10 protein-coding genes and 2 pseudogenes are annotated in these 13,510 nt (G+C 66.5%); 2 read left to right on the top strand and 10 right to left on the bottom strand.

Features of this window, described 5'->3' with window-relative positions; all coding sequences use genetic code 11:
- Window positions 1–164 precede the first annotated feature (164 nt).
- On the bottom strand, window positions 165–1,280 hold the full coding sequence (locus ACFQLX_RS16015; protein WP_386415607.1) for a beta propeller repeat protein: 1,116 nt from the start codon (window positions 1,278–1,280) through the stop codon (window positions 165–167).
- A gap of 687 nt (window positions 1,281–1,967) precedes the next feature.
- Here ACFQLX_RS16015 and ACFQLX_RS16020 point away from each other — a divergent pair.
- Window positions 1,968–2,237, top strand: a complete 270-nt coding sequence (locus ACFQLX_RS16020; RefSeq protein ID WP_386415609.1) for a hypothetical protein — start codon at window positions 1,968–1,970, stop codon at window positions 2,235–2,237.
- A gap of 135 nt (window positions 2,238–2,372) precedes the next feature.
- Here the strand turns inward: ACFQLX_RS16020 and ACFQLX_RS16025 are convergent, their stop codons facing one another.
- From ACFQLX_RS16025 to ACFQLX_RS16055, 7 genes and pseudogenes are all read right to left on the bottom strand, one after another.
- The gene (locus tag ACFQLX_RS16025; RefSeq protein WP_386415610.1) at window positions 2,373–2,639 is read right to left on the bottom strand and encodes a hypothetical protein; all 267 of its coding nucleotides are present in this window, start codon (window positions 2,637–2,639) and stop codon (window positions 2,373–2,375) included.
- 2 nt (window positions 2,640–2,641) lie between these two features.
- Window positions 2,642–2,860, bottom strand: a complete 219-nt coding sequence (locus ACFQLX_RS16030; RefSeq protein ID WP_386415613.1) for an Acb2/Tad1 domain-containing protein — start codon at window positions 2,858–2,860, stop codon at window positions 2,642–2,644.
- Between the two features lie 7 nt (window positions 2,861–2,867).
- Window positions 2,868–3,479 (bottom strand): annotated as a pseudogene (locus tag ACFQLX_RS16035) (peptidoglycan recognition protein family protein); the annotation flags it as partial.
- A 31-nt stretch (window positions 3,480–3,510) separates the two neighbouring features.
- Complete coding sequence (locus tag ACFQLX_RS16040) at window positions 3,511–3,996, bottom strand: phage tail tube protein (RefSeq protein WP_386415614.1); 486 nt, start codon at window positions 3,994–3,996, stop codon at window positions 3,511–3,513.
- Between the two features lie 139 nt (window positions 3,997–4,135).
- Complete coding sequence (locus tag ACFQLX_RS16045; protein WP_386415615.1) at window positions 4,136–4,579, bottom strand: hypothetical protein; 444 nt, start codon at window positions 4,577–4,579, stop codon at window positions 4,136–4,138.
- Between the two features lie 37 nt (window positions 4,580–4,616).
- Complete coding sequence (locus tag ACFQLX_RS16050; protein WP_386415616.1) at window positions 4,617–5,030, bottom strand: hypothetical protein; 414 nt, start codon at window positions 5,028–5,030, stop codon at window positions 4,617–4,619.
- A complete protein-coding gene (locus tag ACFQLX_RS16055; protein WP_386415617.1) occupies window positions 5,027–5,410 on the bottom strand; it encodes a hypothetical protein in 384 nt (127 codons plus the stop codon). Before ACFQLX_RS16055 ends, ACFQLX_RS16050 begins: the two co-directional genes overlap by 4 nt.
- 332 nt (window positions 5,411–5,742) lie before the next feature.
- Between ACFQLX_RS16055 and ACFQLX_RS16060 the strand changes: the two are divergent.
- Window positions 5,743–6,014, top strand: a pseudogene (locus tag ACFQLX_RS16060) (tyrosine-type recombinase/integrase); the annotation flags it as partial.
- Window positions 6,015–6,087: 73 nt separating this feature from the next.
- Here ACFQLX_RS16060 and ACFQLX_RS16065 read toward each other — a convergent pair.
- On the bottom strand, window positions 6,088–6,501 hold the full coding sequence (locus tag ACFQLX_RS16065) for a hypothetical protein (RefSeq protein ID WP_386415618.1): 414 nt from the start codon (window positions 6,499–6,501) through the stop codon (window positions 6,088–6,090).
- The gene (locus ACFQLX_RS16070) at window positions 6,498–13,400 is read right to left on the bottom strand and encodes a polymorphic toxin-type HINT domain-containing protein (RefSeq protein ID WP_386415620.1); all 6,903 of its coding nucleotides are present in this window, start codon (window positions 13,398–13,400) and stop codon (window positions 6,498–6,500) included. The genes ACFQLX_RS16065 and ACFQLX_RS16070 overlap by 4 nt, the downstream gene beginning before the upstream one ends.
- Between the last annotated feature and the right edge of the window lie 110 nt (window positions 13,401–13,510).

Raw genomic sequence — 13,510 nt, forward strand, 5'->3', positions numbered from 1 at the left:
AGTTCACCGATCTGCTCGACGAGGTGGCAAGCGCCATCACGAACGGCGTCATCGCGCTCAAAGTGAAGTACTGCGACGAGCTGCCGTAGCAGCTCCGTCAGATCACAGTAGGACTACGACCAGCCCCACTCCGGCCGGTGGCGTGTCCGGTTTAAGGTGCTGGGTTAGTGGCGGATGCCTGCGTATGCGGCTGGGTAGGCGCCTCCCTCCGCCCCCGCCGCGCCGCCGACGGTCCACACCCGGCCTGTCGTGTCGGTTGCGGCTGCGTACAGGTAGGCCGCTCCGGGTGGTTGTTCGGTACGGGTGAGGAAGCCCTGGGGGCCGGGGGTGAGGACGTAGTTCCCGGCGGGGTTGACGGCGGGGTTCGACGTTTCGCCCACTGCCACCGGGGAGCCGGAGCTGTCGAAGACGATGTCGAAGAGCTGACCGGTCTCCATGGGGGTACGCACGGTGCGCCACGCGTCACCGTCGTAGCGCACGATGACGGGACGCCGCCACAGGTGGTTGTCCCTGGCGTGGCCGACGGCCCAGATCTCGTTCGCCGCGTTTACCTCGATGCCGTCGAACATCGCTTCGTTGAGCGAGGGCGGCAGGCTCTGCTTGGTCCACGAGGTGCCGTCGAAGCGCGATACGCCGTCGCCGACGGCGTGGACGACGCCGCCGGGGCCCGCCTCCAGTCGGGAGACCCAGGTGAGTCCGGTGCTCGCGGGCAGCGAGGTCCAACCGCCGCTTCCATCCGCCTCCCCACGAAACAGGGCCGAGTGGTAGTCCCCGCTCGTGTCGGCGTAATCGCCGTACACCCAGACCGAGCCGCCCGCGTCCACGTCGACGGCGGACAGTGACACCTCGCTCGCGCCTTGCGGGAACGGCAGCGTCACCTCCCTCCACGCGGTGCCGTCCCAGTGCTGGAGCAGCGCGCTGCCCTGATTGCTCACGGCGTCGATTCGGGTGCCGAGGGCCCACACCTCGTCGGGCGCGCCGACGGCGACGTCTTCCAGGCTGCCGTGGTCGGCGGGCTGCGGGAACGCCTGCCAGCCTGTGCCGGTCCAGCGCAGCGCCACCGGCGCGAAGAGGCGGGTGGCCGGGTCCCGGCGCCCTCCGACCGCCCAGGTCCCACCTCTGGCGCTCTCGACGTCGAACAGCACGCTGTTGGTGCTGTCCGGCGGACTGACGTCCTGCCAGTCGTGGGTGAGGGCGCTGGCAGGCGAGACGGCGGTGGTGATGACCGCGACCAGCCCGATGGCAAGGGCGGTGGCGGCGCGGGGCGGGGAAAGAGACATGAAGGGGAACCCTTTGGATCGGAGTAAAGGACGTGACGTGCTTGCTCTCCGTACCCTTCGATGCACCCAGCCACCAGAAGCGTTTCACCCGCGCAGGCGGCGGGGCAGGGGGACCTGTCCGGCCATGCTGCCCGGCACCGTGTTCCCGGGCTCCGCCGACGACGCTGCCGTCATCCGCCCGCCCCGGCCGCACACACCCGCCCATCCGCCGGCCACGTCACCTCTCGCCCACCGCCCTCACACGTCGTGAAGTCGGCGTACCACGGGTCGGTCCGTCGGCAGGGACTGTGATGCTCCACGGCTGCTGCCATCGGATCGCACGTGGCGAGATCACGGCAGAGGTTCTCGAATCCGATCAGGGCGGCCGGCAGTCATGCCGGTTTCGACAAGGCGATATCCATGACCGGCCCCCAATTTCCCTACAAGGAAAATTAGTTGGTCGACCATCGCCGCCAGAGAGCACTCATGCCCCCCGGAGACATACGCTCGATAGCAATCCACATGGAGCCAATCCACTCAAGTCGCCTTCCTTCGGTTCTTAGAATTCAAAAACAGTGGGAAGAACGTGACGTGCATCACGTCGGGATTGATGGAGTTGCGAGGATGATCAACTCGTGGAAGCCTCCCACCTCGGCAAACCAGAAATGAATTCGGCCTAAATTTCGTCGGCCGAAATCGAAGGATCTCATGTCTGTATCCAGGTTCACGCGTATGGTAATGGCAGTCGCGGGCGCTGCCGCAATGATTGCCGTTTCGGCGCAGCCGTCCGTCGCCGCAGAAAGCGGGGAGGTGGGAACCCTCTCGAACGTCACGGTCTACCAGGGCTCCGACATCGGCACCTCCGGTGAATACGTCATGGTTATCTGCGAGGGTCGTTACCCGACGTCCTCCGACATATTCCTGAGTGAGGGCGCGTGCAACAGCTCCGGAACGTTCCATGAGCTGGGTCAGATCTAGTGATCGCGACCTCTTGACACCATCCTCGATGGCCCGAGAGTGATCGTCAGCCCCGTTTCGATTCGAGAATATGCGGCTGACATTCGCCGCCCCGACGGTATCGCCACCGTCGGGGCACCCACGCGTAACACTCCCTCACCCGAGCCCAGGCGCCCGCTGAGGTTCACCGCGTCGGTACTGCGGCGGCGTCGCATACCCCAGAAGCCGGCCGAAGCGGTGGTTGCGGTGGAGCTCCGCCCAGCGGAAGGTCGCGTAGTAGGTGGCCGAGAACGCGGCGGTCAGCCACGATGTCGCCGTGGCGCTGTCCAGGGTGACGCCCAGGCGTAGGGCCTGGGTGAGGAGCCAGCCGGCGGCGATCGGGGCGAGGGTTCTGACCAGGGACAGCAGGTAGTTGTAGAGCACGTTTACTCCTTGGGCTGGCTGGCGATTGAGGCGGTCGCCCAGAACGTGACTTCTTCGAGGCGGTACAGAGCCGCCTGCTTCTCCGCGCCTGCGGGCAGCGCGGTGTGCAGGGACAGTGCGAGGTCCAGGCACGCGGTGTGGATGTCCTCGTGGGCCTGGCGGCGTTGGGGGGTGTCGGCCGGGTGGAAGACGAAGCGGCGGATGATGTCGTCCGCGCTCACCGGGCGTTCACTTCCTGCCGTAGGCGAGGGTGAAGAGGTGGGCCCAGCCCCGGGGTCCGATCGCCGGGTCGTGCCGGCTGCCCTGGGCTCGGAAGCGGGGGTGCGCGTTGTGGAACTTCGCGACGGCTTCCTGGGTGCGCGGGCCGTAGGTGTCGGCGAGGTCGCCGTCGCTGATCTTCAGGTAGCCGACGGCTCGCAGCGCCCTCTGCAGCGGCTTCGCCGACGGGCGGGACTTGCCCGGCGCGAGGCCGGTGGGGAACAGCGGCGGCGTGTACGGCTGCGGTCGGGGCGCCGGCTTGCGGGCGGGCATCTGCGGGTGGCGGGCGACCCGGGCGCGGAAGTCGTCCATGGTGAAGCCCCTCGGGTCGACCTTGCCGGGCTGCCACTCGCGGTGTCCGATCACCGACCGCTCGCTCCAGCCGTGCGCGCGGCACAGGGCGGCCGCCCAGCGCGCGGCGGCGTCGACCTGGGCCTCGGGCCACGGGTCCTGGCCGCCGCCCCGGTTGATCAACTCCGCGCCGTAGAAGTGCGGGTTGCCGTCGGTGTCGGCCTTGTCGTCGACCGGCAGGTCGCGCTCGGCGCGTACGGCGGCCAGGACATCGGAGTCGCCGCGGCCGGCGTGGCCGGGACCGCCCCGCCGCTCCCGCCCATCACAGCGCCGCCGGCACGGCCGCGTCCAGGACGGGCTCGTCGCTGATCGCGAAGGTCACCGTGAACTTCGCCGGATCCGAACCCGTCGAGTAGGCCGGCGCCCGGCTCGCGACCCGCACGGGGAAGACGTCCATCGACTTGGACGCCGGAATGTCGCCCTTGCGGAGGATGACGACGAACCCCTCCGTGTCCTTCGCCAGCAGCGTCTCCACGCTGTCGTCCAACTGGTCCTCGTAGAAGGTCAGCGACGAGGAGTCGGCCTTGTCCTCACCCGGAATGGACGTGGTGAGCGTCGTCCCCAGATCCGGGGTGTCGACAGGGGTGTTGGTCAGCGACCAGCCCGCGAAGTCCGCGATGGAATCGGACAGGTCCGTGGAGCCGGTCAGCTCCGTACGGCTGGGAACGTTCGCCGCCGCGCTGATCGCGTCCAGGAAGAACACCTTGGTCACGCCGCGGCGGATGAACCGCTTCTGGGTCGTACCCACTGAGATTGGCTCGCTTCCGGGGACCTGAACCCGGCGACACGACACGGCGGGCCCGTCCCCCGTCTGTCGCTGTGCGACTGGGGTCGGCCCGTACCGGCGGTCGGGCGTCCGCGAGAAACCTCCGCGGCGAGGAAGCGCGTCAACCGACAGAGCTGGACACCGTCAGGACGAACCGCTGCACGTAATAGTAGACCGCCCCCACGACAGAGGTCCCGTCCTCCTTCTCCAACTCCCGCCCGATCACCGCGTATCCGACCGGAGCGATCGCGTGCTGGAAGAGGCCACTGCCCGCGACCCGGCCCAAGAACGCCGAACGTACCTTGTCCGCCTGCAGACTCGCCTGCTCCGCCGTCGAACCCACCGACGTCACCTGCAGCAGCACCCGTGCATCGGCGTCCGCGTCACCGAACGGCGCCCCCTGCCAACTCGACTGCCCCAACTCGTAGAGCACGCTGTACGGGATGGCGTTACCCGTGGGCTGCGCCGAACCGGCCGGCGCCGTCCCGTACCCGCAGGAACGATTCGTCGCCGCGACCAGCATCGCCTGCACCGCGAGGGCGACCTGACGCCCGGAGACCGTCACAGGCCGTTACTCCTCAACCCGTTACCCCTACGCCCGCTCACCGCGCCCCACCCTCCGCCACGCCGCCCAACGCGGCGACGAACAACGGCCGCACCGCCTCCACCGCGGGCCCCACATGCGGATACGGAGACTGGTGATAAACGCGCCCCAAACTGTCAGGCCCCACGAACCCGTACTCCAACCACCGCGCCTGCGGCCGACTCATCCCCACCACCCCGCTCACCACCCCACCGGCGACAGACACCTCGTGCGTCCAGCTACGCCGATAGTCCCCGGTAGGCGCATTGGGCCCCGGCCGACCGGAGGCCTGCGCCTTGACGCGGGTCTCCAGCAGCATCGCGTAATGCCGCACCACGGCCACCGCTTCGGGCAGCACCATCGCGGACCGCCCATCGAAACGCGCGGCGATCTGGGCCGCGTTGGACGACACACCCCCGCCGGCCCCGATCACGCGACCACCTCCGGCGCCCCCTGACCAAGCGCCCACTCCCGCAGCAGCCCCAGCATGCCGCGGGTCATCTCGTACGGCCCACCGTCCAACAGGTCATGCCGTGCCAGCACGTGCCGCTCCAACTCCCTGGCATCGATGGCCGCGAGGAACGCCGCGGCGGCCGGTCCCGGGTCATGCGAGACGCCGATGGCGACCCGGACGAGCCCGTCGAACTCGCCCTGTCCCGCCGGGGATAGATGGAGAACAAGATCGACAGCCTGCCCAGCGCGCTGACGCAGGGAGTACCCGGACACCTGTCGTGAAACGTCCAGGCCATCTACCTCAACCCAACCTCCTACGGAACCACTGACGATCCGCACCCGACGCAGTTGATCATCCATACGCTCCAGCGTACGGAGGCACACGGACAACAGCCGCTGTTCACCGGCACAGCGGGAATCTGCATTAAGGGGATCTTGGGATCCTCTTGGCGGCCTTTCCCCCTGATCTCACCAAGCCAGCAGCCACCGGCTGACAGCCCGACCTCCATCACCACACCCCCGAAAGGAGGAGACCCGCGCCACCTCGGCCCGTGGAAACCGACGCCCCCGCAGCGCATGCGAAGACCCACCCCACAACAACAGGGGACAACCGGCCAATCAGCCGCTCACAGCGACGCTGTTACGACACAGAAGAATCGAGGCCAGCTCGGCGTTCCCACTCCGGAGCTTGCCGCTTCCGCAGCTTCCTCAACCGGGCCGGCCTCCGACGCATCCGCTTCCACGACCTCCGCCACTCCACCGCCACCCTGCTCCTGGAACAGGGCGTCGAACTCGTCGTCATCAAGGAACTCCTCGGCCACGCCCACATCGGCGTCACCGCCGACGTCTATGCCAACACGTCCGACTCCATCCGCAACGCCAGGCCATCGACATCCTCAACGTCACACTCGGCGGGGTCGCTGACCTCCCTGACGACCCATCCACTACAGCCGTCGTTCGCTGACGTTGCCGTCAAACCGTTGAAGAGCCCCACCGAAACACAACTCGGTGGGGCTCTTCAGGCCGATCGACTCACCTCAAAGGGGATCGCTGCCGGTGCCGCCTAGTCGGTCGTCCACAGCCGCGCGAACTTCGCTCCAGGGGTCGTACCGAAGGGATTCCAATGTCTCCCTCGACGTATTCCTGTGCTGCGCGACCCTCATTCTGATCGATTCGTCCACATCGTGAGCGAGGCGCTCGAGAAGGTCCGGCGACAGTTTCCGTTTCATGGCCACCATGAAACGGACGCGAGCATCTGGGTCGTCGATCAGTATTTCCAGAACGGCCAACGGCACCGTCTTGTTCTGGACAACTGCCACCCGTTCTTCCGGATATCGATCGATGACTTCCACCCATACCTGCGCGGGCGCCTCCTCAACTGCCGTCCTGCGGCATTCCTGTGGATCTGAGCTGTTGCGCAGCCGTACGAACTCGTCGGCAGTCTCGATCATCTCTTGACACCCCGCAAATTGCCGTTCGGTATAAATTTACCCGTATCGCCCTTCCACTTGTCCGGCATGTAGTCGCCGTATTTATCGGCATCCGAGATCCATTCGAAGCCCTTACTGGTCTCCCGATAGACCTTGAACGCCGATTCACCGTGGCCGGTCACGTCCGGAGTCCACCAAGTACCGTCCGAGGCACTCTTATAGAAGGTGGTCTTGAACGGGCCTCCCTTTAGGAGTTTCGTCGAGCCTTCCTTGGTTAGCTGCCAAAGCCCTCGGCCAGCAACATCACAGTTGCTGTTATGAACGAGTACCGGAGTTTCGCCCGCCAGCACATAGTACGTGTGGAGGTCGTCGACCGTGAGATTGTAAGTGCGAGCGTGCAGGGTGTACGGCTTATTGGCCGTTACCAGAACTGTCTCCTCCTCGTCGGTGAGGAGACTCATGCCGGGACGGAGGTCGCCTGCTTCGACCCAGCGGTTCTCAGATGGGGACCAGAATGGGTGCTCGTGAGTCGCAGTGAGGGGCTCGATTCCCTCTTCGGTAGCTACGGAGAGTTTATTGAAGTGCTTGTCATCTTCCGTGGCGATCAGGCGAGTTACTTCGCGAGCGCCTTCTTCGCCGGTCTCTGGATCGCGGGCCATGACCTTGTCGCCAAGTTTCACATCCTCGATGTCTTTGGCGGTTCCATCGGCCATGAGGACATCTGTGCCAGCCCGGAAGCAATTACAGCCGAAGCTGACTTTTACTTGCGGAAGCTTTGGCCCGTATCCAGAAATGGCTGCCTTCGTGTACCCTCGAACACTGATGGAACCTCCACCAATCGGACCAAGTTCAGTGATTGCGAATTGATGAAGATCCGAATACCAAATATCCATGAAATAGTCGAAAATTGCTTCGGAGCATGAAATCTTATAGTGCTCGCAAACGTTTACACCCGCCACTCCGATTTCGTATGAAGTCAACAATGCGCCACCGATTGCCTTCTCCCCAAGAGCCAACTCTCTGTAGTATATCTCTTCAAACCCCTCGGGGAGTTCGCCTGGGGGAGAGAGATTTACTGTCGGCCCCGAATTTTCGCTACCACCGCTAGCACCAACAAGGCCGCCACCACCACCACCGCAGTTGCTGTTGCAGGGATGCGTACCTCCATCTCCTCCATCGGGCTTGGACGGAGGCCCCGGCTTCGTCTTGGGGCATCCCTCTGCAAAAATTCCGCCGCATCCAAGTTTTGTGCCCGTGGGGTCGGAGAAGGTGAGCGGGTTGTTGATGCTGTAGCTGTAGCCGTTGAGGGTTTGCGCTTTGTCGCTTTCCAGGATGGGGTCGACGCTGATGAATTGGGCGATGCCTGGGTCGTATTCGCGGGCGCCGATGTGGGTGAGGCCGGTGCCGGTGTCGGCGGGTTTGCCGAGGAAGGCTTTGTCGTCGGGCCAGGGGCCTCCGGTGGTGGTGCCGCGGGGGGCGCCGAAGGGGGTGGTGTAGCGCTTGGTGACGGCCAGGGTGGTGGCGTCCATAGCGAGGCTCATGGTGCCGTGGTGGTCGCCGGTGAGGAAGTCCAGCGTGTTGCTGGTGGTGGTTGTGGTGCGCACGGCGATGTTCTGGCCGGCGGCGGTGTAGTAGCGGGTGCCGGTCAGGGCCTTGGTGGCTCCGCCGCCCGTGGTGTTGAGGCGGACTTCGGTCTGGCCGAGGTAGAGGACGGTTTCGCCGTCGGTGGTGGTGGGGCGGCGGATGAGGAGTTCACCGCTCGCGTCGTAGAGGTAGTTGGTGCCCTTGGCGGGCTTGGTGCCGGCGGCGGGTTCGGTGGTTTTGGCGAGTTTCCCTTCGGTGTTCCAGGTCAGGGTCTGGGTGGCCTGGGTGCCGGGGCGGGTGAGGGTGTTGCCGGTGTCGTCGTAGGTGTAGTTCTTGACGGTGGCGCCGGTGGTGGTCTTGGCCAGCGGGTGGGGCTGGCCGGTGGTGGTGCCGTAGGTGTAGTCGGTGACGGTGTCGCCGCTGGCAGTGTGCTTGGTGTCCTTCAGGCGCTGGCCTGCGCTGTTGTAGGTGTAGGAGTTCCAGTAGGGGGCGGCGCCGTCGAGGTTGGCGGTGGTGCGCCCGCTGCTGGCGCAGTCGGCGGTCTTGGGGGTCCAGGCTTCGGCCAGGCGGCGGTGGCCGTCGTAGGTGAAGCACTGGTAGTCGGCCTTGGTGGCGCCGCCGTTGGTGGTGGCGTCGAAGATGGACTTGACGTTGCCGGCGTCGTCCTGGGTGAACTTCAGCTCCTGCGTCATGTACGCGTTGACGTCGTCGGTGGCGTAGGAGCGTGTCAGGCGGCGGGTGCCGGCCTCGTAGTCGTTGGTCAGGTAGATCCACTTGCCGGCGGTGGTGGCGGTGCCCAAGGTGAGCTGGCGCAGGTCGCCTTGGGGTGAGTACGCGGCGTTTTGGAGGTAGCCGGTGGTGCCCTTGGCGGTGAGTTGCTGGCCGGTGGCGTTGTAGGTGTAGGAGACGGCTTCGGATGCGAGTCCGGCGACCGCGGGTTCGCGGTGCTGGCTGATGGAGCCGTCCAGGCGGTAGCCGGTGGTGAAGGCCAGGGTGGAGGGGACGCCGGCGGCGACCAGTGGGTCGGTGGTGGGCAGGGTCAGTTCGTTGGCGGTGACCTGGTACATCGCGTCGTAGGCGGTGACCTTGTCGGTGTACGCCTTGCCTGCGGTGCCGCCGTCGTAGCGGGTGGAGCTGTCGAGCTGGCCCTTCTTCAGGGTGTCGAAACTCCAGGCGGCGAGCTTGTTGGCATCGGTCTTGGAGGTTTGCCAGCTGCCGGTCTTACGGCCCAGTACGTCGTATTCGAAGAGGAGGGTGCGGCCCTCGGCGTCACTGGTCTGGGTGACCTGGTCGAGGGTGTTGTAGTCGGTGTCGGAGGCTCCCTTGTCGGGGTCGGAGGCGATGTCCAGGCGGCCGTGCAGGTCGTAGGCGTAGGACCAGGACTTGTTGTCGGGGCCGGTGATGGTCTTTTGCTGGCCGCCGGGGGTGTAGGTGAACGTGGTGGTCGCCGGGGTGCCGGTGGCGGTGGGCGCCGGGTACTCGCGCCGCTCGACCGTCTGGCCACGCGCGTCGGTGACCGTGGTTATCGCCTGGCCGCCGGCCGGGGCCGTGGTGGTGGTCGTGTCACCGGTGTAGGTGCTGGTCGTCGTCCAGCGCGGGGTGCTGGAGGTGTAGGTCTCCGCCTTGATCGGACGCGCCGCGCCGTCGTAGCTGGTGCGAACGGAGACGGGTGCTTGTCCGGTGTCGACCTCCACCATGGTGCTGGATGGACTCTTCGTGCTGTCCCAGATGTCCGATTCGGTGGTTATTGCCAGGCCGCGTTCGTCGTAGAGCGTCTGGCCGACGAGCATCCCACCGGTGGGGGACGGGGTCTGGGCCTGACGCGGGCGCAGGGCGGCGTCGTAGAACTCGTAGGCGGTGTTGTAACCGGAGCCGTCGCCCTTGAGTGCGCTGGTGGACACCCAGGAGGGGGTGGAGGTTCCGGTGGTTTCGTTGTAGACGCCCAGTTGGTAGGCGTAGGTGTAGTTGGGGGTCTTGCCGCCCAGGCGGGAGCGGTTGGGCAGCCAGGTTTGGCTGACACGGCCCAGCGCGTCGTAGGTGGATTCGGTAATGGAGTTGTTGGGGTCGGTGACCTTCAGCGCTGTCCCCGTCGCGGGGTCCGTCTCCGTGACGGTGGCGTGGCCCTTGGCGTTGGTGACGGTGAACGACGTCAACGCGCCGCCGGCGGCGGGGGTGTAGTCGGTGGTCGCGGTGGTCTGGCCGTTGGTGTCCGCGACGCTCTTGATCCGGCCGAGGGTGTCGTAGGTGCTGCTGGTGGTCTTCTGCCAGATCGCTCCGTCGGTCGTGGTGTTGTACCCGATGACGCGGCCGGTCCAGGTCACATCGCCCTTGGTCGGCTGCTGGCTCGCCGACCACGTGAGGTTGTCGTAGGCCGTGGCGACGTCGGATATGACATCGCCGGAACGGGTGGCGTCTGCCGGAAGGTCCAGGTCCGCGGTCGCCACGGTGCACGCCTTGCCGACCGTGCGCACTCGGATCGGCTTGCCGATCACCCATGCACCGGTGTTGTGGACGTACCAGGTGTACGCGCAGCTCTCATCGCCCGTGACCGCGTCGTCACCCTGGTCTTCGACCTTGTAGGGCAGACCGTAGACGTCGTCGTAGCTGGTGTAGACCCGGCGGATCCGGTCGGTGGGGTTGAGCCCGGAGGTCACCTGGGTGTGGGTGTGGGTGGCGGAGGTACGCACGAAGTACGCCTCGGTGTCGGCGTACGACTTGTGCTGTGTGGCGGTCCTCTTCGCCCAGACACTGTTGACGGTGTCGGTGACGGTGGCCGCGCCGTTGTAGGTGATGCTTTCGCGGACGAAGCCCGCGAGATGGTCGTAGTCGGTGGCCGCGGGGGCCTTGATGCCGGTAACGCTGACGGTGTCGGTCGTGCCGTCGACGTTGCGGTCGCCGTGCATGCCCTGCATGTAGATGGTCAGGGTCTTGGACTGGGTGGCGGTCGACACCCCGGTGAGGTGGGTGACGCGCTCATAGCCGCGCCAGGACGACCAGGTGCGCTCCTTCTCCTTGGTGAAGGGGTCGTCGTTGTAGTGCCAGCCCGGCCCGCTGTAGGTGTAGCTGTGGGTGATCGGCTCGGAGCCGCCGGCGGTGTCGGTGGTGGTCACCGCGGAGACCGGGTACTTCTGGAACCAGTCCAGCCGCGTGATGTCGCCGCCGTTGGGCGCCCAGTTCACCGGATAGCAGCGCTTGGTGTTGTTGTCGAGGGCCGGCTTGGCCCCGGCGGCGGTGCAGTCAGAGGTCAGGTAGCTGACGACAGTGTGCGCGCCGGTCTCGGAAAGGACCGTCCGTACCCGTGGCTTGGTCAGCGGCAGCATGTCGTCGGAAGCGCCGTCGACGCGGTTGACCAGCCAGGTGTGGGTGAACTTCACCGGCTCGGTGGTGATGTCGGTGCCGTGCTTCGCGACGTGCTGCACGGAGGACAGCCACAGCGACTGATCCGTGCTGTCGCCGGTGTCACCGGGATCCAGATAGGTCTGGTTCAACGCCCAGCTGTCCACAGCCGCGTAGCCGGGGGTGGCTGCTGCGGCGTCCCAGAAGAAGGTGTCGACGTCGGTGATGCGCTTGCGGGAGAAGAACGACGGCCCGGTGTTACCGGTGCACTTGTCGCCGTCCTTGCAGATCGCGTCGAACGGCACGTCGGGCCAGTTGTCCCGCGTGACATCTGTCAGCGAGTCGCATCCCGTGCCGCTCGCGTCGCACCGCTCGGCCGTGGTGAAGGACACCTTGTTGGAGGCCGACATGGATCCGGCGCGCTGGCCGTACAGGATGTACCAGGGGTAGCCGCCGCGGATGTACGGGGTGCCGGTGGAGTCGTCACCCAGGGTGTCGTAGTTGTTGGTCTCCGTCTTGTACCAGTACGACATGGTGTTGGCGTGGGTGTCCTCGACGTAGTCGAGGTTCCAGCGCCATGCCTGCGTCTTGGAGCGCCCTGCCAGGCTGCTGCCCGAGCTGTAGCCGGGCTCGCCGGAGTCGTCGCCGAAGACGGGGACCGTCCACACCGAGTTGGTCACCGTGCCCGCCGCGGCGCCGGGCAGCTTGTGCATGCCGAAGGTGTACCGGGTGCCATTACCGGTGGTGATGCGCCAGTGCTCGTCGTTGTCGTCACCGGAGCCGGTGGCGTAGTTGGCGCTGGTGAGGTGCTCGACCTTGGATGCGTCGTCGTTCTTCAGCCGCCAGGTGTTACCGGTGGCATCGGCGTCGTCCTTGACCAGTTCGGTGGAGTTGCCGTTGAGGACGAGGGAGGCGTTGTCGTACTTCCAGCACAGGTCGTTCTTGCCGTCCTGGCCGTCGTCGTCGCAGGAGCCGTAGCGGCGCTCGATGTAGGAGGAGGTGAGGTCGAAGCCCTCACCGATCTGACTGGACTGGTTGTTGGTGTTGGCCGTACGGCCGTCCACCGCACCGGAGTTGTAGGAGAGCGACAGCTCCGGCTTGGGGCCGGCCGCCGAGGGCGGCACGCGCAGCGGGTAGGACCAGGTGAAGGCGCCCGAGGAGCCGCCCGCCTCCCAGGTGGAGGAAGCCGACAGCGCGGTGGCCTTGTAGTCACCGCCACCGGACTGGGTGCCGGCAGTCAGCGCGAACAACTGCACCTGCCCGCCGGAGGCGGCGGTGAAGGACAGGGGCGCCGTGAGCTTCTCCGCCTCGCGCCGGTTGGTGAACTCCGCCTCCTCCCGGGTACGGCACTTCTTCTTCTCCGGTGTGGCCAGCGCGCACTGGGGAAGGGAGACCATCTGCAGACGCCCGGCCCAGTCGCCGCTGTAGCCGGCGGCGAAGGCGGAGTAGTCGACGTCGAGCTGGGCGGTCCCGCCCTGGGTCGGGCCGGTCACGGCCAGCACCACGCCCTTGACCCCGGCTGCCTTCGCGGCGGCCTGGTCCAGCACCCGCACCTCGACCGACTCAGCCACCTTCGAAGACTGCGCCGCCTTCGCTGACTTGGCTGTCTTAGCCGTCTTGGTCAGCGCGGAGGGCTTGGGTGCCGAGACGGTAACGGGCAGTGTGCCCGCCTTGCCGCTCTTGCTGCCGGTGGCAGGTATGCGCAATGTGGTGGTGCCGGCGGACGGCCACGTCACCGAGCGTTCCTGGTGAGCGCGGGCGCGCGCGGCGTCCTCCCGCAGCGCCTTTTGGCCCTTGGCCGCCTCGGCGGCGGCCTTGGCGTTGGCCTGGGCGGCGAAGGGGGAGAGTTTAGCGGAAGGGGGTGTCTTCAGATCGGGTCGGCCCAGGGCCTCGGCGCCGGAGGCCACGCTGGGGGCGAGAAGCCCCGGCAGCATGGCCAGTCCCAAGGCGCCCGCCAGGCGCTTGGCGAAGCGCCCCGGTCTGGCTGAAGGGGTGGTCATTTTCTTCCCTGTCGGTTGATGCCGATGATGCGTGGCATGCGGTATTCGACGACCGCACGCGTTTCGGGCCCGCCAGACAGCGGTCCCGGGTCTCTACGGGAGGTGGAGGA

Origin of the sequence: Streptomyces polyrhachis, assembly GCF_042663125.1 — a bacterium.
Lineage (GTDB): Bacteria > Actinomycetota > Actinomycetes > Streptomycetales > Streptomycetaceae > Streptomyces > Streptomyces polyrhachii.

Excerpts from the sequence above, each read along its gene's own strand:
- ACFQLX_RS16015 (WP_386415607.1), bottom strand. The coding sequence starts at position 1,280 with ATGTCTCTTTCCCCGCCCCGCGCCGCCACCGCCCTTGCCATCGGGCTG.
- ACFQLX_RS16020 (WP_386415609.1), top strand. The coding sequence starts at position 1,968 with ATGTCTGTATCCAGGTTCACGCGTATGGTAATGGCAGTCGCGGGCGCT.
- ACFQLX_RS16055 (WP_386415617.1), bottom strand. The coding sequence starts at position 5,410 with ATGGATGATCAACTGCGTCGGGTGCGGATCGTCAGTGGTTCCGTAGGA.
- ACFQLX_RS16065 (WP_386415618.1), bottom strand. The coding sequence starts at position 6,501 with ATGATCGAGACTGCCGACGAGTTCGTACGGCTGCGCAACAGCTCAGAT.
- ACFQLX_RS16070 (WP_386415620.1), bottom strand. The coding sequence starts at position 13,400 with ATGACCACCCCTTCAGCCAGACCGGGGCGCTTCGCCAAGCGCCTGGCG.